At 47.5% G+C, this 21,213-nt stretch carries 19 protein-coding genes and 1 tRNA gene; 10 read left to right on the top strand and 10 right to left on the bottom strand.

The annotated features are described in order from the left end of the window. Positions 1 to 17: 17 nt before the first annotated feature. Positions 18 to 545, bottom strand: coding sequence for a DUF1285 domain-containing protein (locus RJ32_RS00365; RefSeq protein ID WP_034818125.1), 528 nt, complete (start codon positions 543 to 545; stop codon positions 18 to 20). Between the two features lie 10 nt (positions 546 to 555). After that, a complete protein-coding gene (locus RJ32_RS00370) occupies positions 556 to 1,179 on the bottom strand; it encodes a response regulator transcription factor (protein WP_034818127.1) in 624 nt (207 codons plus the stop codon). Positions 1,180 to 1,380: 201 nt separating this feature from the next. On the opposite strand from RJ32_RS00370, the gene RJ32_RS00375 reads away from it, so the two are divergent. The 3 genes from RJ32_RS00375 to pdxH are packed head-to-tail and all read left to right on the top strand — an operon-like array spanning position 1,381 to position 5,267. Then, the gene (locus RJ32_RS00375; RefSeq protein ID WP_034818129.1) at positions 1,381 to 3,033 is read left to right on the top strand and encodes an amidohydrolase; all 1,653 of its coding nucleotides are present in this window, start codon (positions 1,381 to 1,383) and stop codon (positions 3,031 to 3,033) included. Between the two features lie 15 nt (positions 3,034 to 3,048). Next, complete coding sequence (locus tag RJ32_RS00380; protein ID WP_034818131.1) at positions 3,049 to 4,611, top strand: response regulator; 1,563 nt, start codon at positions 3,049 to 3,051, stop codon at positions 4,609 to 4,611. A gap of 17 nt (positions 4,612 to 4,628) precedes the next feature. Continuing rightward, on the top strand, positions 4,629 to 5,267 hold the full coding sequence (pdxH, locus tag RJ32_RS00385) for a pyridoxamine 5'-phosphate oxidase (protein WP_034818133.1): 639 nt from the start codon (positions 4,629 to 4,631) through the stop codon (positions 5,265 to 5,267). Here the strand turns inward: pdxH and RJ32_RS00390 are convergent. After that, positions 5,248 to 6,318, bottom strand: a complete 1,071-nt coding sequence (locus RJ32_RS00390; protein ID WP_034818135.1) for an Ldh family oxidoreductase — start codon at positions 6,316 to 6,318, stop codon at positions 5,248 to 5,250. The two genes, pdxH and RJ32_RS00390, sit on opposite strands and share 20 nt — an antisense overlap. A gap of 71 nt (positions 6,319 to 6,389) precedes the next feature. On the opposite strand from RJ32_RS00390, the gene RJ32_RS00395 reads away from it, so the two are divergent. From RJ32_RS00395 to RJ32_RS00410, 4 genes are all read left to right on the top strand, one after another. Next, positions 6,390 to 7,424 (top strand): 6-phosphofructokinase, encoded by a 1,035-nt coding sequence (locus RJ32_RS00395; RefSeq protein WP_034818137.1) that lies wholly within the window; start codon positions 6,390 to 6,392, stop codon positions 7,422 to 7,424. A gap of 18 nt (positions 7,425 to 7,442) precedes the next feature. Continuing rightward, complete coding sequence (speB, locus tag RJ32_RS00400; RefSeq protein WP_034818139.1) at positions 7,443 to 8,369, top strand: agmatinase; 927 nt, start codon at positions 7,443 to 7,445, stop codon at positions 8,367 to 8,369. A gap of 1 nt (position 8,370) precedes the next feature. After that, a complete protein-coding gene (speA, locus tag RJ32_RS00405) occupies positions 8,371 to 10,281 on the top strand; it encodes a biosynthetic arginine decarboxylase (RefSeq protein ID WP_034818141.1) in 1,911 nt (636 codons plus the stop codon). Between the two features lie 103 nt (positions 10,282 to 10,384). Continuing rightward, positions 10,385 to 10,460: transfer RNA gene (locus RJ32_RS00410), tRNA-Phe, on the top strand. Positions 10,461 to 10,595: 135 nt separating this feature from the next. On the opposite strand, the gene RJ32_RS00415 is transcribed toward RJ32_RS00410, so the two are convergent. The 6 genes from RJ32_RS00415 to RJ32_RS00440 all read right to left on the bottom strand — a co-directional run bounded on the left by RJ32_RS00415 (position 10,596) and on the right by RJ32_RS00440 (position 17,715). Further along, positions 10,596 to 13,727: an efflux RND transporter permease subunit gene (locus tag RJ32_RS00415; protein WP_034818143.1), complete on the bottom strand. Its 3,132-nt coding sequence runs from the start codon at positions 13,725 to 13,727 to the stop codon at positions 10,596 to 10,598. Between the two features lie 12 nt (positions 13,728 to 13,739). Beyond that, a complete protein-coding gene (locus RJ32_RS00420) occupies positions 13,740 to 14,642 on the bottom strand; it encodes an efflux RND transporter periplasmic adaptor subunit (protein WP_034818145.1) in 903 nt (300 codons plus the stop codon). Further along, positions 14,639 to 15,886, bottom strand: a complete 1,248-nt coding sequence (locus RJ32_RS00425; RefSeq protein WP_011234871.1) for a TolC family protein — start codon at positions 15,884 to 15,886, stop codon at positions 14,639 to 14,641. The genes RJ32_RS00420 and RJ32_RS00425 overlap by 4 nt, the downstream gene beginning before the upstream one ends. A gap of 47 nt (positions 15,887 to 15,933) precedes the next feature. Further along, positions 15,934 to 16,257, bottom strand: a complete 324-nt coding sequence (locus RJ32_RS00430; protein ID WP_034818148.1) for a hypothetical protein — start codon at positions 16,255 to 16,257, stop codon at positions 15,934 to 15,936. Between the two features lie 75 nt (positions 16,258 to 16,332). Beyond that, on the bottom strand, positions 16,333 to 16,836 hold the full coding sequence (lspA, locus tag RJ32_RS00435) for a signal peptidase II (protein WP_034818150.1): 504 nt from the start codon (positions 16,834 to 16,836) through the stop codon (positions 16,333 to 16,335). Next, positions 16,837 to 17,715: a cation transporter gene (locus tag RJ32_RS00440; protein WP_034818152.1), complete on the bottom strand. Its 879-nt coding sequence runs from the start codon at positions 17,713 to 17,715 to the stop codon at positions 16,837 to 16,839. A 94-nt stretch (positions 17,716 to 17,809) separates the two neighbouring features. On the opposite strand from RJ32_RS00440, the gene cadR reads away from it, so the two are divergent. After that, the gene (gene cadR / locus RJ32_RS14425) at positions 17,810 to 18,229 is read left to right on the top strand and encodes a Cd(II)/Pb(II)-responsive transcriptional regulator (RefSeq protein WP_074668950.1); all 420 of its coding nucleotides are present in this window, start codon (positions 17,810 to 17,812) and stop codon (positions 18,227 to 18,229) included. A gap of 186 nt (positions 18,230 to 18,415) precedes the next feature. Here cadR and RJ32_RS00445 read toward each other — a convergent pair whose 3' ends face one another. Beyond that, positions 18,416 to 18,601, bottom strand: a complete 186-nt coding sequence (locus RJ32_RS00445; protein WP_034818154.1) for a hypothetical protein — start codon at positions 18,599 to 18,601, stop codon at positions 18,416 to 18,418. A gap of 211 nt (positions 18,602 to 18,812) precedes the next feature. Here RJ32_RS00445 and RJ32_RS00450 point away from each other — a divergent pair, with 211 nt between their 5' ends. Together RJ32_RS00450 and RJ32_RS00455 are read left to right on the top strand one after the other, a co-directional pair. After that, positions 18,813 to 20,063 (top strand): TolC family protein, encoded by a 1,251-nt coding sequence (locus RJ32_RS00450; protein ID WP_034818156.1) that lies wholly within the window; start codon positions 18,813 to 18,815, stop codon positions 20,061 to 20,063. Between the two features lie 3 nt (positions 20,064 to 20,066). Next, the gene (locus tag RJ32_RS00455; protein ID WP_034818158.1) at positions 20,067 to 21,212 is read left to right on the top strand and encodes an efflux RND transporter periplasmic adaptor subunit; all 1,146 of its coding nucleotides are present in this window, start codon (positions 20,067 to 20,069) and stop codon (positions 21,210 to 21,212) included. Position 21,213 lies beyond the last annotated feature (1 nt).

Genomic DNA, 21,213 nt, shown 5'->3' on the forward strand with positions numbered 1-21,213 from the left:
GAGTTTACCGCAACGTCCTATTCCACACTTCCTAACACAAACGTTTCACCCGCACTGGACAGATACCACTGTTCTTGTCCATCGACAGTTCTTGACTCTGCGTGTGAAACCCACTGATAGAATACATTGCGATGTACTCTCGCTGTTAACCCTCGTTGCATCACAATGTAGGGCACGCCGTTTTTCATTGTGAGAGAATGTTCAGAGCTCAATACCAGAGTATCACCGATGTTGGTGGTTAACAGTAATAATTGCTGCCCATTTTCTTCTAATTGACTCCAGTCGACAACGACAAAGGGCGTATCTTCAACCGTAATCTTAACTTTTTCGGCAGGTGTTATTAAAAAATACTCACCGTCTTCAACCACTAAAACGGACGCAAAGAGTTTTACCAATGCGGAGCGCTTTATCTGGCTCCCCTGATAAAACCAGTCGCCATTTGAAGCAATATGAATAGGGATCTCACCACAATAAGGCGGATCCCACAACTCGGTTGGTGCATGTTGGTGTTTTTCTAGGTCAGAAATTAATCGGTTAAGTGACATAAATCGAAACTTAGTCGACCAGTTTTTTTTGTCTCAGTAGATACCAAAGCGTGGCTTCAGTACGATTCGATACTTTAATGGCTTTGAATATTGCCGACAAATGCACACGAATAGTACCTTCAGTAATGCCCAGAATGTTTGCAATCTCTTTATTTGAAAGCCCCTGAGCCAGCAACTGCATTATTTCCAGCTGACGTGGTGATAAAAAGCTCTCAGCTCCACTGGACTTGTCTCTTGGTTCATTCAAATGAGGGTCATCAGGAATGTGACGGTCACCATTCAGTAAAGCCCGAATAGCCAGTTTAGCCTGCTCAGCTGAACTGTCTTTTGGCAAGTAGCTGCGAACTCCGGCAGCCAGTACCTGACGAACTTCCGAAATGGAGCGCGGGCGCGTAAACAACACAATATGCGTACGTGGAGCCACTTTTTTCAGGCGTTGCAGCGCAGGTCGAATTTCGGCGTCCGGTAAATCCATTTCCAAAAAAATCAAATCATAATCATCGGCCGATAAATAACTCTCAGCAACTTCAAACGATTCTGCTTCGTATATCGAAGGCTGATTCGCATAGTTTGTGAGAATTTGTATAAGACCTGCGCGCATAAAAAACTGCGGGTCAATAATTAGAACTTTCATCTTGAGATCCAAAATAACGCTTATTCAATTAACTTTTAGCATACCGAAAATATAACAGACAGCAAGTTTTTTACGGACAATACCGGTTTTGAAAAAGCTAATGTTAACTTAGTTAACAAAAAAATCAGCGAACGCCTAGTCGCTTGTACAGTAAAAACGCTATAGTGTTGCCCAAGTTATTTTCTACGGAGTTTTATTGTTATGCGACGTATTACCTGCCTGTTTATCGGCCTCAGCTTATCGGCTTCAGCCATTGCCGACACCTTGTATACCAACATGAAAGGCTACACTCTTACCAGCCCTGCCGGCGAACAAGCGGTGTTGCAGCAGTTTTCGACCATGCTGGTTGAACATGGAAAAATTCAGGCTATTGGTGGTAACGCACTTGCTGAGCGTTTTACTGACACTGAACAAACCGTTGATATGCAGGGGAAAACTGTTCTTCCGGGGTTAACTGATGCCCATGGACATATCCAGAGTCTGGGCACCAGCTTATTACAGGTGGATTTACGCGACACTGACTCGGTTTCTGCAGCGGTCAAAAAAGTTCATACCTATGCTGGCGAGCAGCCAGAAATGGAATGGATAACAGGCCGTGGCTGGAATCAGGAGCAATGGCAACAAAAAGCTTTTCCCAGCGCGGCACATCTTGACGAAGTGGTCACTGACCGTCCGGTTTGGTTAATACGCGTCGATGCGCACGCTGGCTGGGCCAACAGCGAAGCCCTGCGTCGTGCAGGAATAGATAAGGATACAGTAGCCCCGGAAGGCGGTGAAATTGTCCGTGACGAACAAGGCAACCCAACCGGTGTACTGATCGACAATGCAATGCAATTGGTTGAGGATGTTGTTCCCGAACCATCGCTTCAGCAACAACGTGCCGCGTACGAACTCGCTTTTGAGCATTTGATTAAACTGGGCATTACCAGTGTCCATGACGCCGGTATTAATGCCGATGAGATATCCGTTTACAAGGGGTTGCACAATCAGGGCCGTATGCCTCTGAGGGTCTATGGCATGATAGCCGCTACCGAACCTAAATTGGCGCAACTTTTGGCAGAAGGCCCTTACGAAAGTGACGACCAGAAACTGACCATTCGTAGCGTTAAAATATACGCCGACGGTGCTTTAGGGAGCCGCGGTGCGGCTTTGCTGGAAGACTACAGTGACGACCATGGTAACCATGGCCTGATGGTCACTTCAGAAGAAAAAATTCGTGATCTGTACGAGCTTATCATTCCTCATGGCTTCCAGATAAATACTCACGCTATTGGTGACCGGGCCAACCGCGTTGTACTGGATAACCTGGCAGAAGTTTATAATGAACTTGGTGGTCGCAATTTACGTAACCGCATAGAGCATGCGCAAATTGTACATCCGGACGATTTAAAGCGTTTTAACCAGCTCAATTTAGTTGCTTCCATGCAGCCTACGCATGCCACCAGTGACAAGAATATGGCAGAAGATCGTCTTGGCGCGGCGCGTATGGAAGGAGCTTATGCCTGGCAAACACTGCTGGATCAGGGCACGGTTATTGCTGCCGGCTCAGACTTCCCGGTAGAACTCGCTAATCCATTTTACGGACTGCATGCAGCGGTTACCCGACAAGATCGTGATGATATGCCAGCCGGAGGTTGGTATGCTGAAGAGAAAATGAGCCTGCAGCAAGCGCTGCGCTCATTTACCATCGATGCCGCTTACAGTGCCTGGCAGGAGAAATCTCTGGGCTCGCTGGAACCCGGTAAATGGGCTGACTTTATTGTCGTAGATCAAGACCCATTTGCCGTCGACTCCAGTGATATCTGGCAAACTCAGGTTGAACAAACTTACGTTGCGGGCGAACGAGTTTATTAACAGGGACGCATAAGTATGAACGATGACTTTCTATTTTCTGATGACGAGCCTGATATAGCGGAAGAAGAAGTATCGGAACCGTATAATATACTCATTGTCGATGACGACGAAGAGATACACACCATTACCAAAATGGCATTAGGTGAATTTAAACTCGACGGTCGTCCGCTGAAATTTCATTCGGTTTATTCCGGCAAAGACGCTATTGCGTTTTTACAGGACAACACCAATATCGCCATGATGCTGCTGGATGTAGTGATGGAAACCGATCACGCCGGACTCGATGTTGCCCAGTGGGTACGCGAAACCCGGAAAAACCGGCTGATACGCATTGTTCTGCGAACAGGACAACCGGGGCAGGCTCCCGAAGAAGATGTCATTGCCCGTTATGATATTGATGACTATAAAGAAAAAACTGAGCTCACATACCGCAAGCTGGTTACTCTGATGTATTCCTGCTTACGGGCTTATCGTGACTTAAACGCTATTGAGCGCAACAAACGTGGTCTGGAAAAAGTCATTAACGCGTCGGCTGAAGTATTTTCTGCGCGCTCAATGCAAGCCTTATGTCAGGGCATACTGGAGCAACTTGTCGCGCTAATTACTCTGTCTGATGACGCCATGTATTGCCGCATTGATGCGCTGACCGCCAGTTCAGATACTGACGACCCGTTTGAAATTATTGGCGGCACTGGCGAATATGAAAGGGCTGTAGGGCAACCCGTACACGGCGAAATTGACTGGGGTATTGTCCGCCCTATGCAGCAAAGCCCGCAGAATGTTGATTTTCGTATTGTTGACGGTAATTACTACGGTCTGTACAAAACCAGCAGTTCACGCCAGTACTTACTCTTTATTCGTGGTGTCCGTGACTTATCTGAGCTGGATCAAAATCTGCTGGGGCTTTTTGTGAATAATAGCTCCATTGCTATAGATAACCTGCAAGCCACAGAAAATGAGCGGGAAGCACAACGGGAACTGCTTTATAGTGTCGGCGAAGCCATTGAAAAACATTCTATTGATGAAATTAGCCACCATGTTAAACGTTCCGCAGAAATGGCTGGCCAGCTGGCGATATTCTCAGGCGCAACTCATGAACAGGCCGAAGCGTTAAAACAGGCCGCATCCGTTTATGATATCGGTAAGGTCTCTGTGCAAATGGAGTTAGCTCAACGCGCCGACGTATTGAGTATTCACGAATATGAAGAAATTATGCAGAAAGTCATTCAGGGGCATGATTATTTACGCCAGACGGATTCAGCAGTTGCTAAAATCGCGGCCCTTATTGCTCAGGATATTCACGAACGTTGGAATGGCACAGGCTTTCCCAGCCAGAAATCGGCAAAAGCCATTGACCTTAACGCCCGAATTCTGAGTATTACCAGTCACTTTGACGCCCTGCGAACGCAGCGCAGTTATCGTGATGCAAAAGAATCTGAGGATGCCGCAGATTATCTGCTACAGCACAGTGGTAAATTCTTTGATCCAGAGCTAGTGGGACTTATGCTGGATAATCTGGATGCGATGGAAAAAATACGTCAGCGCTTCCTGGACAAAAAACAGGATACGCACCTTTAGTCCATTAAGGAGAGGTCATGGATTTACAAGCAATGCGTCGGGAATACGGGTTAGGCAGCCTGCACCGCGAGCAACTGGAAGCCGACCCGATAAAGCAATTTGAAAAGTGGATGCAGCAGGCAATAGACAGCAATTTATTGAGTGACCCTACCGCCATGACACTGGCAACGGTGGATGCTGAACACGTGCCCAGCCAGCGTATCGTGCTGCTTAAAGGTTACGACCATACCGGCTTTCGGTTTTATACCAACAAAAACAGCCATAAAAGCCAGGACATAAGCAAGAACCCTCAAGTTGCCCTGCACTTTGCCTGGCTGCCCTTAGAACGGCAAATTAGTATTATTGGTAGTGCAATCCCCCTTGATGATGAAGACAACGACCGTTACTTTCACTCACGCCCCAAAGAGAGTCAGGTTGCAGCGCTTGCTTCGCAACAAAGTCGCCCGGTAGAAAGCCGCGACATACTGGAAAGCCACTATCAGTCACTACTGAAAGACTATGAGAACGCGGAAGTTCCGCGCCCTCAAAGCTGGGGCGGCTACAGCGTTCATCCGCAACAATTTGAATTCTGGCAAGGCGGCCAGCACCGTTTACATGACCGCTACCAGTACAGCAAAGACCGCGAAAACTGGCGTATTACCCGTTTACAGCCTTAGGTAAATCCACACCACAGAACTCGGCGCAGCGTTGCAAAACTTTTAAAGTAGCGCTGCTGTAGGAAACTCCCTGTTGCAGCTGCTCACGTTTGCGCTTCTGCGCCGCTTCCCCCGGAATACGCACCGGCTGCTCAGCAACCGCAGGAGCACTTTTACGGCTGTCTGCCAATAAGTCATCCACCTGCTGTAAAAACTTTTGTTTTTCACCAAAAGCTTCGGGGTCAATCACTTGTACCCATATTGAGTTCGCATCGCCGTCGTCACTGCCCTGTCTGCGCCCGTACTGACTTAACGCCATCGACCAAATTTCACTAAACAAAGTGAGACCGTAGCCTTTATAACCCAGTTGCTCACCGCCCAATGGGGCTATTGAACTGCCCGGTGACTCAAAGAAAGTTAGCGGATCATCCGTCCATTCACCATCAGGCTTTATCAATGCTTTATAAGGCAACCGAGTACCGTTCGCTTTAGCCTGACGAACCTTGCCCGCTGCAGTCATGGAAAAACTGATATCAAACAACAGAGGGTCATTTGAACTCGGAACGCCAACCGCAAAGGGGTTAGGTGAAAACACCGCTTCTTTGCCCCCAAAAGGTGCTACCGCGCGTTGTCCGGGAGTCGAGCACATTAAGCTCACCACCAGCCCCTGATCTGTAGCAATGCTTAAATAGGCCGCGAGCGCTGCAACGTGTTGGCTCCGGCGTACAACAACGGTACCGGTACCGGCTTGCTTCGCCATCTTGCAGGCTGCATCAATAGCCTGCGGCACCACGTAAGGTCCGGGCAAAAACTGGGCGTCCCAGTTAGCCACCGCAGCGCGCTCACTCAGCACCACCGGCAGGCCTTTTGCCAGACTCTTGCCGTCGCGCAGCCACTGGCAATTATTTAACAGACGAATTAAGCCATGAGTACTAAACCCCAGTAAATCACCTTCCAGCAAGTAGTAACCAAGGTTACGCGCCACCTCACCCGAAGCCCCTGCTTCAGCTAAACAGGCACGCGCCCAGTCCGATAATTCTGAATAATCAAAACGTACAACATCAGTGCTCATGAAATTTCCTCTTGGTCACGGCATGCAGGTCGTTTAAGCTACGCATAAGACATTATCAAGGAGTAGAGATTGTGTCATCTGTTAACACAATAAACCGCATTGCCATTATAACCAGTGGTGGTGATGCCCCCGGTATGAACGCCGCACTCCGTGCCGTAGTTCTCGCTGCTGAAAACTATGGCATAGAAGTCATGGGGTTTCGCCATGGCTATGAAGGCCTGCTGAATAACGACTTTGTAAAACTTGGCCGTGAAGACGTTGAACACATTTTGCAATATTCCGGCACCATTATTAAAAGCGCCCGCAGCGAGCGCTTTAAAAGTGAAGAAGGCGGACGGGAAGCCGCAACGAATTTAGACGCACACCAAATTGACGCCTTTATCGTTATTGGCGGCGACGGTTCGTTCCGTGGTGCTGAGCACCTGGCTAACTTCTGGAAAGGTCCCATTGTCGGTATTCCGGGTACCATCGATAATGATCTCTTTGGCACAGATAACACTATTGGCTATGACACGGCAGTAGAAACCGCCATGGACGCGTTGGATAAAATCCGCGATACCGCCGAGGCCATGGATCGTGTCTTTATTGTCGAAGTTATGGGGCGCAACGCCGGTTATATCGGTATTAGCAGCGCTATGGCCAGTGGTGCCGAGCGAATGATTCTGCCCGAGCTGCAAAAAGATAAACCATTAACGGTTGATGCGCTGGTTAAGCACATTGAATCGGTACAGCGTGTTCGCGGTGACTCGAGCTACGTCATGGTGTTATGCGAAAATCAATGGCCCGGTGGTGCGGTTCGACTTGCGGAACAGTTAGAAAATCGTCTTAACTTACCTTGTCGTCCCTGTTTACTTGGGCACGTTCAGCGCGGTGGACGCCCTACGGCAATGGATCGCATTTTAGGAACGCGGCTAGGTGTGCATGCGGTTGAACTCGTTCGTCAGGGAAAAACAGCGGTTATGGCCGGTGTTACAGCGAATGAGCTCAGCGAAACACCATTAACTGACACCTGGACAAAACGTAAAAAGCTCAGTGAAGAGCTCATTAATATTCAACAAAGTCTGTTTAATCCGATCAAAAAAGATCGCAATAAATCGACTCAGTGAGAGAGGTCTGTAACGATAATGCCCCTAACGCCACTAACGGTGCCACTACCTGTACCATTAAATGACCCGAGCCGCCCATTTTTCGGCGCGGAGCACAGCACCGACTTACATCCGGGACATACCCATATTCTTGGATTTGGTTTTGATGGTACCGCCTGTTTTCGTAAAGGCACCCGAGAAGGGCCCGACGGTTTACGCGCGGTTTCTGAGGACATTGAATCTTACTCGCCGTACCTTGACGCCGACTTAGAAGATCAAAGCTTCTACGACTTAGGCAACCTGCGTCTGGGCTTCGATGACGATGAAGAAAAGCAATGGCATCACGCGGTTCACGACTTTAACGCGATATTTGATTCCGTCGACCTGGCTCAGCAAAAAATTAAACTGCTGACCTTAGGCGGTGAGCATTCTATTTCTTATGCGCCTATTGTGAAGTACTTGCGACAATACCCCGATATGGTGTTGCTGCATCTGGATGCTCACGCTGATTTACGCGATGGCTTCCTCGGCTACCATTATTCGCATGCATCTATTATTCGTCGTTCAGTCGATCACTTTGGTCCCGGCCATGAGCTCATTCAATACGGCATTCGCTCCGGGACACGCGACGAGTACCAATGGATGAAAGAACACAAAACCATTCGCAGTTCGCGTAAAGACTTTCTCGACAGTGTGGAAGCTATTGCTAAAGACCGTCCGGTTTACCTGACGCTGGATCTCGATTATTTCGATCCTTCTTTTTTACCTGGCACAGGAACTCCGGAGCCGGGCGGTGAAGATTTCCATTCCTTTGTCAGCCTGATGAAACTCCTGCGCCAGAAAAATCTGGTGGGTGCTGACGTGGTTGAATTGTCACCACAAATAGACCCAACCGGTAACTCCGACGTGTTCGCCGCTAAAATTGTGCGCGAATTATTACTCGTTTTACAACAGTCGGGAGCCTGAGATGTCAGACTGGAATATTGATCAAGCAGAAGAACTGTACGGTGTTAACCGCTGGGGCGCGGGCTATTTCTCCATTGGCGAAAACGGCAATATTCAAATTCGCCCCAACCACCGCCTGCCAGATGTCACCATTGATATGAAAGAAGTAGTGGATGAAATTATTTCGGAAGGTATTCAGTTTCCAGCCGTTATCCGTTTTCATGACATTTTGCGCTCGCAGGTTGAAATCATTAACGAGACTTTCGGTAAGCTGATAGCTGACGCCAATTACCAGGGGCAGTATTGCGGTGTATTTCCCATTAAAGTGAACCAAATGCGCGAAGTGGTTGAAGAGATCATGGACGCAGGTGAACCTTATAACTATGGCCTTGAGGCTGGCTCTAAGCCGGAGCTGATGGCAGTAATGGCGTACAACGACAATCCCGATGCGCTGACGATTCTCAACGGCTACAAAGACAAAGACTACCTGACTCTGGCACTGCTTGGCCGTCAGTTGAAACGCAAAATGATCATCGTTATTGAAAAGTTCAGCGAACTGGAAATGCTGATCCCGTTGGCCAAACAAATGGGTGTTGAGCCCATGATTGGCCTGCGCTCAAAAATGATGGTAAAAAGCTCCGGTAAGTGGGCTGGCTCCAGCGGCGACCGCGCTAAGTTTGGTTTAAGTATTGCCGAAATTCTGAATGTTATTGAACGGCTGCGCGAAGAAGACATGCTGCACTGTGCCAAGCTGCTGCATTTCCACATTGGCAGCCAGTTGTCCGATATTCGTAAAATTAAAGAAGCCGTCAACGAAGGCGCGCGTCTGTACGCCAAATTAGTACAGGAAGGCGTGCCTTTAGAATACTTGGATATCGGCGGCGGTCTAGGCATCGATTACGATGGTACCAGCACCACCAGCGACTCCTCACGCAATTACTCCACAGAAGAGTACGTTGCTGACGTTGTCTGGGGTGTGAAGCAAATTTGTGACCTGGAACAGGTGCCCCACCCTAACTTAGTCAGTGAAAGTGGGCGTGCGATGACCGCGCACCACAGCTGCGTCGTCACCAACATTGTTGGCGAAATGAAACCGGCCGGTACACAATTCAATATCAGCGCCAGCGAGAACGAACACATTTTAGTTAAGAACATGCGCGAACTGCACAGCTCCGGCGACCAGTTCCACCCGCAGGAACGTTATAACGACGCCGCCGGCTATAAGCAAAATGCCTACGAAGCCTTTAAACTGGGTATTTTATCGCTGAATGAAATGGCCAAGCTGGACACCATGTACTGGCAAATACTTACCGACATCCACCACTCACTGGATAAAGACAGTTACGTTATTCAGGAACTGGAAGAGTTGGAGGATATGCTTGCCAGCCAGTACCTATGTAACTTTTCAGTATTTCAGTCAGCCGCCGATACCTGGGCCATTGGGCAAGTATTGCCTATCGTGCCTATTTCGCGCCTGAACGAACAGCCCGAAGTGCGCTGCTCTATTGCCGATATTACCTGCGATAGTGACGGTAAGCTCAGCAAATACATTGAAGGTACTGAAATTAGCGATAATATTCCGATGCATAGCCTGCGCAAAGGCGAGGACTACCACGTAGGTTTATTCCTCACCGGCGCCTACCAGGACGTTATGGGCGATATGCACAACCTGTTTGGCCGCCTGACCGAAGTGCATGTGTACTGTCACGACGATGAACCCGGCGACTTTTATATTGAAGAAGTGGTACCGGGAACATCGGCCGAAAAAGTACTACAAACCATGCAGTACAATACCGAGTACATGGCCAAAACTGTGAAGAAACAAATTGACCGTCAGGTACGTAAGGGCTCACTAGCGCCACGTGAAGGTGTCCGCTGGACAAACTTTTACGAGCACTGTTTAGCCGGCAGCACCTACTTACGCGTTGAATAATTCACCAAAACAGGCGTGTAGTGCGCAATTACTGAGCAAACAGTAAAAAAGCAACGAAAAGCGGTTGACTCGAAACCGAAAAAAACGTTTAATACACGCCGTTGCCCGGATAGCTCAGTCGGTAGAGCAGAGGATTGAAAATCCTCGTGTCGGTGGTTCGATTCCGCCTCCGGGCACCACATATTGCAAGGCCCCGCTGGAAACAGCGGGGCTTTTTTGTTTTAGGCATTGTGCCATTTTTGTACCAACCAAGCCTTCATCAATGCAAAGATAAAAAAGCACGCCCAATAACGAGCGTGCTTAAATACTTCAACTTATTCTACATGGGTTCCTTTAAAACGTTGTACTAAGTAATACAACGCTGGCAGCACCACCAAAGTCAATAATGTCGACGAGACAATGCCGCCGATTACCACAGTAGCCAGTGGTCGCTGTACCTCAGCGCCGACACCGGTATTAAATGCCATAGGGACAAAACCCAGGCTAGCTACGAGAGCAGTCATCAGTACAGGTCTTAACCGTTGTTGCGCGCCTTCAAACACCGCATCTTTCAACGGCAGTCCGTCGCGCAGCAGTTGCCGTATGAATGTCAGCATGACCACGCCGTTCAAAACCGCCACGCCCGACAGTGCAATGAAGCCGACTGCAGCGGAAATTGATAGCGGCATATCGCGCAGCGCTAATGCGAATATCCCGCCGGTCAGCGCTAAGGGAACGCCTGTAAATATGACGAGTGCACTGCTCAGCGAATTAAACGCACTGTATAGCAGGCCAATAATTAATAGCAGCGCTAATGGCACAACCAAACTCAACCGTTGGGAAGCTGATTGCAGCTGTTCAAAGGTACCGTCGTAGTTAACCCAATAACCTGCTGGCAAATCAACCTCAGTCGTTAGCGCATCCTGAACATCTGCCACAAAAGAGCCCAAATCACGATCTTCAACATTCGCACTCACAATAACATTGCGTTTGCTGCTTTCTCGGTTAATTTGGTTCGGTCCACTTTCCAAACTCAATTCGGCGACCTCTCCCAACGGCACATAGCGCAGCTCAGGGTTGCCGGCAGGCAGATCAATAGGCAGTGATTTAAGCTGTTCAATGCTCTTACGCCATTCTTTGTCGAGACGTACCATTAGCTTGAAGCGTTTATCCCCCTCGTAAATAATCCCTGACTGAACTCCACCAACCGCAGCTTGAACTGCTCGCTGTACATCAGCGACTGTTAGGCCTAATAACGCTAAATGATCACGCTTAGGTATCACTGAGAGTGTCGATAAACCCGTCATTTGTTCAACCCGAACATCAGCAGCGCCATTAACGGTGCGAATGACTGCGGCGGCTGAGTCGCCTAACCGTTTAAGCGTTTGCAAGTCATCGCCATAAATACGAACCCCCAAGTCAGCTCGAACGCCTGCAATAAGTTCGTTAAACCGCATTTCAATCGGTTGAGTGAACTCGTACTTATTACCGGGAAGCTCTTGCACAGCAGTTCGTATTTCAGCAACCAGTTGCTCTTTGGTTTTTTCTGGGTTTAGCCAGTCCTCACGCTCCTTTAAAATAATAATGGTATCAGCGACGCTCGGTGGCATAGGGTCGGTCGCAACATCCGGGGTACCAATTTTTGAGAATACCAGTTTAACTTCGTCAAAGCGTGACACCACAGACTCGACATCTTTTTGCATTGCTATAGATTGCTGCAAGCCAGTCCCCGGAATGCGCAAGGCTTGCATGGCAATATCGCCTTCATCAAGCTGTGGCAAAAACTCAGTTCCCATGCGACTCGCCTGAAACATTGATACCGCAAACAGCCCAAAGCCAAGCAAAATAATGACAACTGGAAGCTTCAGTGTTTGCCGTAAAACCGGCTGATACACTTTGCGGGCGGCTCGCATTATTCGGTTTTCACCGTGCTTAATATTGCCACGGACAAATATTGCAATAGCAGCGGGTACAAAGGTAACGCTGAAAATCAGAGCCCCTAAAAGCGCGGCTACGACAGTAAACGCCATGGGATGAAACATTTTGCCTTCAACACCACTTAACGCAAATATGGGCAAGTACACCAGCATAATGATAAGCACACCAAATACCGCAGGGTTAAATACCTCACGAGTACTATGGGTTACTTCAATTAAGCGCTCTTTAGTGGTAAGTACCCGGCCTAAGCGTTGCTGTGCAATTCCAAGCCGTCGCAAAGCGTTTTCAACCACAATGACCGCACCATCGACGATAATACCAAAATCAATTGCGCCCAGGCTCATTAAATTACCAGACACCTTGTTGGCGACCATGCCGCTTACCGCAAACAGCATACTCAAGGGAATAACGCACGCCGTAATCAGTGCTGCACGGACATTTCCAAGCAGAATGAAAAGCACCACAATAACCAGCACCGCACCTTCAAACAGGTTTTTCTCGACCGTTGCAATAGTTTTATCAACGAGAGAAGTACGGTTATACACCGTTTCAATCACCACCCCGTCTGGCAAGCTTCGTTGCACCTCCTCAATTTTATTGGCGACATTCTGTGCAACGATGCGACTGTTTTCGCCAATAAGCATCATGGCCGTGCCCAATACCACCTCGCTCTCGCCCGAGGTTGAAGCGCCAGTGCGTAATTGTTCTCCCAGTTTGACCTCAGCCACGTCACTCACGCGCACCGGTGCATCATCACGTTTTGTCACGACCACATCACGAATATCGTCAAGTGTCTTAAGCTGTCCAGGCGAACGCACCAACCATTGCTCACCATTTTTCTCGATATAACCGGCACCAGCGTTTCTATTGTTAAGATCCAATGCTGCCAAAAGGTCCTGCATGGTCACTTTATAGGCCAGCATACGACCGGGGATGGGAGCCACCTGGTATTGCTTTTCATAACCCCCCACACTATTAATCTCGGTAACACCGGGCACCTTGACCAGTTGCGGCTTAATGATCCAATCCTGGATGGTACGCAACTGCTCGGGCGTATACGCCTCGCCATCGGCATTGGTAGCCCCCTCTTTCGCGCGTACTACATAATTAACAATTTCACCAAGGCCGGAGGCTATTGGCCCCATCGTCGGCTCGATACCGTCGGGTACTTCTCCCCTTACCTTTTGCAATCGCTCACTGATTTGCTGTCTAGCCCAGTAAATATCGGTGCCCTCTTCAAACACCACGGTAACTTGCGACAACCCATAGCGTGAGATCGAGCGGGTGTAGTCCAGCTTTGGTAAACCTGCCATCGCGGTTTCCACCGGATAAGAAATACGTTGTTCGGTTTCTAATGGCGAATAGCCTGGCGCTTCTGAATTTATCTGTACCTGAACATTGGTAATATCCGGCACAGCATCGATGGGTAGCTTTAATGTGCTATAAACGCCCGCAGCTGCTACTAACAAGGTTGCGGCAAGCACCAGCCATCGACGATCAACCGCAAAGCGAATGAGTGCATCTATCATTGTTTACTCTCCCTAATGGCTTTGGCCTGCGCCTTGTTTTAGAATGTCAGCCTTTATCAAGTAGCTGTTTTCAACGACATAACTTTCGCCATTCTCAATACCCGATAACACCTCGGTGTATTCACCGTCAGTTCGGCCTAACTCAACTTCCCTGGCTTCGAAACGATTACCCTCTTTAATAAAAACAACGGGGTTATTTTCTAAACGTTGAACAGCATCATTGTTTATCGCCAAGCTCGCGTTAAAGCTGTCTGTAACGACATCCGCTTTTACGTGCATTCCCGGTCGCCAATGCCCCGACTGATTGGGCAACTCGATAAGTGCGCGTGCAATATGTCCGCCAGTCATTTGTGGCGAGATATAAGACACAGTTCCTTCGACGGTTTTATGATGATGCAAGTCGTACACATAGGTCGTTTGCTCTTCTTCTAACGACTCAATGTTCTCCGGGAACGCTGAAAGCTCTACCCAGACCGATGATGGATCCAGGACTTCAAATAATGGCTTTTGCTCAACCACTTCACCAACATTGGTAAAACGTGCAGTTACCTCTCCGCTAATTGGGCTGATGACTTCAAATGCCGTGCCTGTCGTAACATTCTCAACAACAGCCAGAGTTTGCCCGGCTTTTATGTCATCGCCGATATTGGCCTTTAGTGACGTAACAATACCTTTGTACTTCGCTCCGATATGCACAATATTGTTATTATTGGGGGCTATTACACCGAAAATTGTTTGCTTTACTCGAATGCTTTGAGCGCTCGCTGTTGCCAACGTTAATTTCGCGTTTTCTATTGCTGCATCACTTAAATTGGTATGGGGTGCTTCATGCTCTTCGTGTTTTTTCTCATAAGCCAATACGGGCAGTGAAAAACTGGCAATGCAGATAATTGTAATCAATGTGTTGAGTTTCATTGTTGTACTCCTAAAAACGGCTGTCCGGTCATGCGCTCTAATTCGATGATGTCGCTGTAAATCGCATGTTGACGGGAGATTTTTTCATACTCGAGTTTTGCTAACTCTGTTTGCGCGTCTAACACTTGCAACAAAGAGTGCGTTCCGCGTGCGTAACCCTGTTGAGTTTGTGCGAGTAACTGTTCAGATAGCGGCATCAGTCGCTGGTTTATCTTTTGCAGATAACTTTGGTGAGTTTGCAAACTGTGCACTAGCGATAAAGCCAGTGATTTTAGTTGCTGCCGAACCTGTTTTTGCTGCGCCAGGATAGACTGATGCAGTAATCGGCTTTGTTTTATGCGACCGACGTTAGGGTCAGTGAACTGCAATGGCATCGATGCCTGGACGATTAAACCTACATCATCGAACTCATTATTGTAGCGAGCCCCGACACCAACGGTAATATCCGACTTTGAGTCCGCTGCTAACGCTCTGGCTTGCGCTTGTAGAAGTTGCTCAGAGTCCAGTAAACGCAAATACTCCGGCGCCCGATTAACAGCCGATAACACGTTGGCTTTTTCCGGGAGGCTTAGCGGAAAAGTAAAGTCTCCAGAGACGCGCGTAAAATTGAGCTCGCCTGCCCACATTGAAGCCAGTTCAGCTTGTTGCTTTTTCAGTTTACCGTTCAACTCGTCAGAGAAAGCGTATTGGCGCTCTAACTGTAATTTAATGCGAATAACCTCGGATTTAGGCACCGCGCCAGCTTCTACACGCTCCTGTGCCACTTTTATCAGTCGCTCAGTTCGCTGAATTTGACGCTCGCTGGTATGCGCGACTTGCTGAAGTTTTAAAATGTCATAGAAACGCTGTGTGGTTTCTGCCAAAACCTCAATTTGACGATACTCAAACTCTGCTCGCTGAGCTTTCTCTTTTTCGGTTGCAGCTTTAACTCGTAACTGCCGTTTGTCCCCTAACTCTATGAGCTGAGAAAAGGATACGGTCAATTGTGAGTTACTGATACCTTCTAGCCGTCCTGAGCCGGCAAAGTTTTCTATTTCCGCAGATACCCTTGGGTTCGCTGAAAACTCAGCCTGCTCGATCAGTGCTCCTGCAGCTCGTATTTTATAATCATACTCCAGTAACTCAGGGTTATTCTTGATCGTTTTTTGTAACGCTTCTTTCAGCTTTAAATCTGTCGTCGCAGCCGTCGCCACAGGCACTAGCGCACCTAAGCAAAAGGCTGCCACGAAGTATAAATACTTCATGTTGCTTCTCCATTAACTTATAGGTTTTAAAAAGTCTAAGTTAACGGTTACGCGTTTGGTGGAGGTACAGGGGGTTGGTGAGTCAGGCTTTGGTCAAAACCTATCGAGTTTGAGTTGGGTGCCAAAATAACAGGCACGGCTGAAATTAAGAGGTTATAACCAGTAATGCAACTAATATGAGGTTGTGTTTGTTGTTTACTATCATATATTGATTTATTTAAGTCTTGATTTTCACGCTCAATTTCTAAGACTAAGTCATACGCAACTCCTGCACTCTTTATTGAAGACTGACTGAAAGTACCAGCCACAGGAGCACAGGCAAAAGAGCTATGAATGAGCACAGTCAGTATTAAAAACCAAGATATTTTCATTCAATTACCCTACTCAATATAAATTCCTAATCCATCCAAAATAAGCTCGGCCATATTAATTATTATACTTACTATTTACTTAGAACCCGGTAGATTCGGTATCATTGAGACCTGCAAGTTGCTTAACAGTAATAGGATAACTCCTAGGGTAATTGCAATATCGGCAATATTAAAAACTGGCAATTGCCACGTTTGCCAACCTAGATGAAGGGAGTCGACAACATAGCCACGAAACAGTCGGTCAATGAGGTTCCCAACCGCCCCCCCAAGAATCAGCCCGTAGCTAATGCCATCCCGTTTACTTACTTTATTAAAGATCAACCTCGTTAAAGCCACAGACATTAGCAGAGCAACCCCAATAAAAAAATAGCGCTGCCAACCTCCACCATTTGAAAGCAGGCCAAATGCCGCACCAGTGTTCCAAGTGTGTACCCAATTGAAAAAAGGGGTCAATGAAATCGAATCACCGTAAGCTATTGATTGCTGCGTCTGCCACTTGATCACTTGGTCAAGGACTACAGTTAAACCAGAAATTAACAGAGAAATATAGGGCGAAAATCCTTTATCAACGCAGGACATTCAGTTCCCCTTCAGTGCAAAAATGCGTCTTGACCCGTTAAGCACGATTAAACCTGCTATGCTACCTATAATAAGATCTGGGTAATTCGACCCGGTCAACGCAACGAGGATGCCAGCGATGATTACGCCAAGGTTAATCACTACATCATTAGCTGAAAAAATCCAACTTGCTTTCATATGCGCACCACCTCCTCTATGTTTGGAGATAAGTAGAAGACAGATGGTATTGCCAATCAACGCGACAAATGCAATCCCCATCATCGCAAGTGACTCAGGTTCACTCCCGAATACGAAGCGTCTCACAACTTCTGCAAGTACACCCAGAGCCAAAACCAGTTGTAGTACGCCAGCTAGGTGCGCAGCACGTATTTGCATATTAACACTACGCGCTACGGCATAAAGAGAAAGCCCGTAAACTGCCGCATCGGCAAAATTATCTAAAGATTCCCCAATCAAACCAGCAGACTGCCAAAGCAGTCCGGCAGTCATTTCCACCAAGAACAGAAGAGTATTGATGGTGAGCAACCAACACAAGGTGCGGGACTCCTGCTTATCCGAACTTGCCGAAAACTCCTCAGCTTTGATTGCCTCGGAGTCCGCAGCAGTGTCTCTTTCAAGCGAGGCACCCAAACCTAGAGTCTCTAATTTAGAAGTAATAAAGGCTGTCTCACCATCATGTAATACCTTCAGCCGACGGTTTGACAAGTCGAAGGATAATGAATGAATTTCCTCAAACCCATTCAGTGCCAAGCGAATCATTCGTTCTTCTGATGGGCAATCCATTTTTGCTACAGAGTAAACGATGAGCCGTTTACCTGACTCTTCGTAGGCATTTTTTGAGTCGCCATTTGTTCGAACCGTATCAAAGGAACTAGCCATCGTATTACTTACCTTAAATATATAGTTTCACAATTAAAAACTATAAAGTTACTATAAGGTCAAGAAATTACTTAACTAGATAGGAAATTTTCTTATGCGTATTGGTCAACTAGCAGACTTATTAGGAATTCAAACCCAGACAATAAGGTTCTATGAAAAAAAGGGTTTGTTACCTTTACCAGCTCGTAGTTATAACGGATATCGAGTATACACTGAAAAACATTACAAAAGACTTAAGTTTGTATGTAGCTGCAGAGCTATAGGCCTTTCATTATCTGAAACCCGCAGATTACAAGATTATCAAGACAATCCACATCAACCTTGCTCAGCCGTTAATACCCTGATTGATGAACACATAATGCACATACGCTCTCAAATTACTTCTTTGCAAGATCTTGAGAAGCAACTCACTTCAATTAGAACAAGTTGTACTGGCCAAAGCAAAGTTATTGCGTGTACAATTCTTAATAAAATTGATGAAATAGAATCTGTTAGTTGTAACCGAGACGTCTAAATTTCCGGAGGTTACACAACGTACTTACACAATTTTTTAAGGTTGTCCAGCGGAGCTTCGTTAGGCTACTGAGTGTCTAGTGAACTAGTGGCGATTCAGAATGCACTAGTTGAGAACTATTTTTAATTAATGTACCGTTAAGCTGCTTATTTAGAACTGTAGGTAATGATGCTTAGACTCGGATTTTTAATACTGGTGCTTGTTGCTGTTCTGACTCAAATCAGTCAGGCGGTTGCTGATGTGCATCAATCTCACCAGTCCTCTTCTGAGCAACACCTCAATTTTGAGCATGACGAATCGCACATCGATAAGCGAAACCTCCCTAAAAGTGGCGAAATCAGCTTTGACTGCCATCACTGCTGTCACTGCCATGGCTCATTTCATTTATATGCCATGAAGACTGAAAAAACTCTCGCGTTACCACGAATGGGAACAATGCGCCCTGGGTACACCCAGTTCTACACTAATCCACTGTCATCACCACTGTTCCGGCCTCCCATCTCCTCATAACTGTCTAATAAGCTGCTATAGCAGCGCAAAAAAATCATTATTTTACGCAGTAATATGACTGAGGAGTCTATCTATGGGTCCGTTTTCGACACATAGCAAACGCTTGTTTATTGCCGTAAGTCTGGCAATAAGTTCAAGCTACGCCAATGCACAACAGTTGCCCGAGCAATGGCAACAAACTGTGCAGCAACACCCCAGTGTTGAAGCCGCTCAACAGCAGGCTGAAGCGCTGATCCAACAGGGCAAGCAATTAAATCAGCCTTTGTACAACCCTAGTTTATCGTCACGCTTAGAGCGCGAAGGTGATATCAATAATTACGGCGTTGGTCTAAGCCAAACGCTGGACTGGAGCACTCGCAATGAAGCACGAGCCAGTCAGAGTGACGCCATGACGGCTATGGCAGTGAGTATTTATCGCCAGTCGGCGACATCGCATGCTAAAACTCTGCTGAATGCCTATGTGCAATGGCTGGATGCAAAAAAGCGTTACGCACTCGCCGAGCAGCAAAAGAAAATCGTTAAACAGGCGATAAGCCTGGTTGCCGAACGGCGTAAAGCCGGAGACTTAGGTGCCGTCGACGAACAACTGACGGTACTCGCACTAAGTCGGCAACTGCAACAAACGGCAGCGGCTTATCAACAACTGCAATCCGCTGAAGCAGAGTTAAACGCTCTGCTAACAACGTCTGATGTCGGTCAACTCTCCATTAACGAGGAGCTATTTAACGTTGAACCTGCGTTAACGGCTCGTTGGCAACAACATCCAGCGTTAAAAGCCGCTTACCTGCAATGGCAATTAAAGCGCGCCGATGTCGACTGGAAACGCTCGTTAACCACCGCCAACCCAACCGTAGGCGTCGAAGCGGGCGAGAGCGATAACGAAACAGTAGTTGGCTTATCATTCAGCATTCCACTACAGATTCGCAATAACTACAGCGATGCAGTACGCGCAGCCAATAGCGAAGCTGTTGCTGAAGAAAAGCGTTTGATTGCGCTACGCCAACAATGGCAAGCAGCACTGAAGTCGTCCCTTAACAACTACCGCTTTGTTAAAAAACAATGGCAAAACTGGCAAAGAGACTTTCAATCTCGGCAGGATGAGTCGATGCAGGTGATTGAGCAGTCCTGGCTCGCCGGAGACTTATCCACCACCGACTATCTCACCGCCATGCAACAGCAGCTCGATAGTCAATTTGCAGGTATAGCGCTGCAAACACAATATCGGTTGGCCGCCATTGAATGGTTGTACCGTTCGGGCGAACTCAGTAAAGCGCTGACGTTATCGCCGTTAAGCCAGCAAACAAACGCAGAGATTGGAGAGTAAACGATGTCAGTAAAACCTTTATACGCAGCAATAGCACTTGCGCTGAGCTTTTCGGTTATGGCGCAGGATAAACACGGACACGACGAAAAAGAAGATACCCACAAGGAAAAAGGCAAACACGAGCAAGGTGAACATAAGGAAAGTGCAGGCGTGGAGCTATCCAGCAAGCAGCTATCCATGGCAGATATCACCACGCGAACCTTGCAAACTCAAGTCATTGAATACCCGGTTTATGCCCCGGCCGAGGTGGTTGCCAACGACTTTAACAGCTATATCGTGAGTCCGCGCATCGATTCGACCGTGCTCAAACGTTTTGTCAGTATTGGCGATCACGTCGAAAAAGGTGAACCACTAGCCACACTCTTCAGCGCCACCATGGCGGAGGCGCAAAGTCAGTATTTGGTCACACTTAACGAATGGCAACGCGTGCAGTCACTCGGCGAGTCAACGGTGGGTGAAAAACGCTTTGTTGAAGCGAAAAACGCCTTTACCTCAGCGCAAGCGCAACTCAAAGCATTTGGTATGTCAGCCAGTGATATTAAGCGTTTAAGTAAACCTGACTACCCTATCGGCGAATACCAACTGACCTCAGAAATTGGCGGGATTGTGGTTAGCGATAACTTCAAGCAAGGCCAGCAAGTTAATGCCGGTAATCACTTGGTTGAAGTGCTGCAAGAAGAAACCTTGTGGGTTAATGCTCGTCTACCAGGCTCAGCTGACCTTAGTGTGCAGTTTGGTGATCCTGTTACAGTGAGTGTCGACAATCAGCGCTTTGCGGCAAAAGTCATTCAGGAAGGCCACACAATAGACCATAAAACCCGCACCCGAACGGTACGACTTGCGGTAAATAACGAAAAGGACCAATTACACCCTGGTTTATTTGCGGATGTTTATTTCTCAGTCAAGTCGGATGGACCGGTGCTTGCAGTTAAGGACTCAGCCTTAATGCGGGCACCTGATGGTGACTGGCAGATATTCATTGAGCACGAACCCGGAAAGTTTGAACCGAAGAAAGTCGAATTGGTTGATGAAAAGGGTCCGTGGAAAGTCATTCGAGGCGTTAAGGAAGGCACAGAGTACGTCGATAACGGCGCGTTTTTCGTTCGCTCTCAAATCGCTAAAGGCGGTTTTGACCCACATAACCACTAAC

It is taken from the genome of Idiomarina sp. 28-8 (assembly GCF_000320945.2).
Taxonomy (GTDB): domain Bacteria; phylum Pseudomonadota; class Gammaproteobacteria; order Enterobacterales; family Alteromonadaceae; genus Idiomarina; species Idiomarina loihiensis.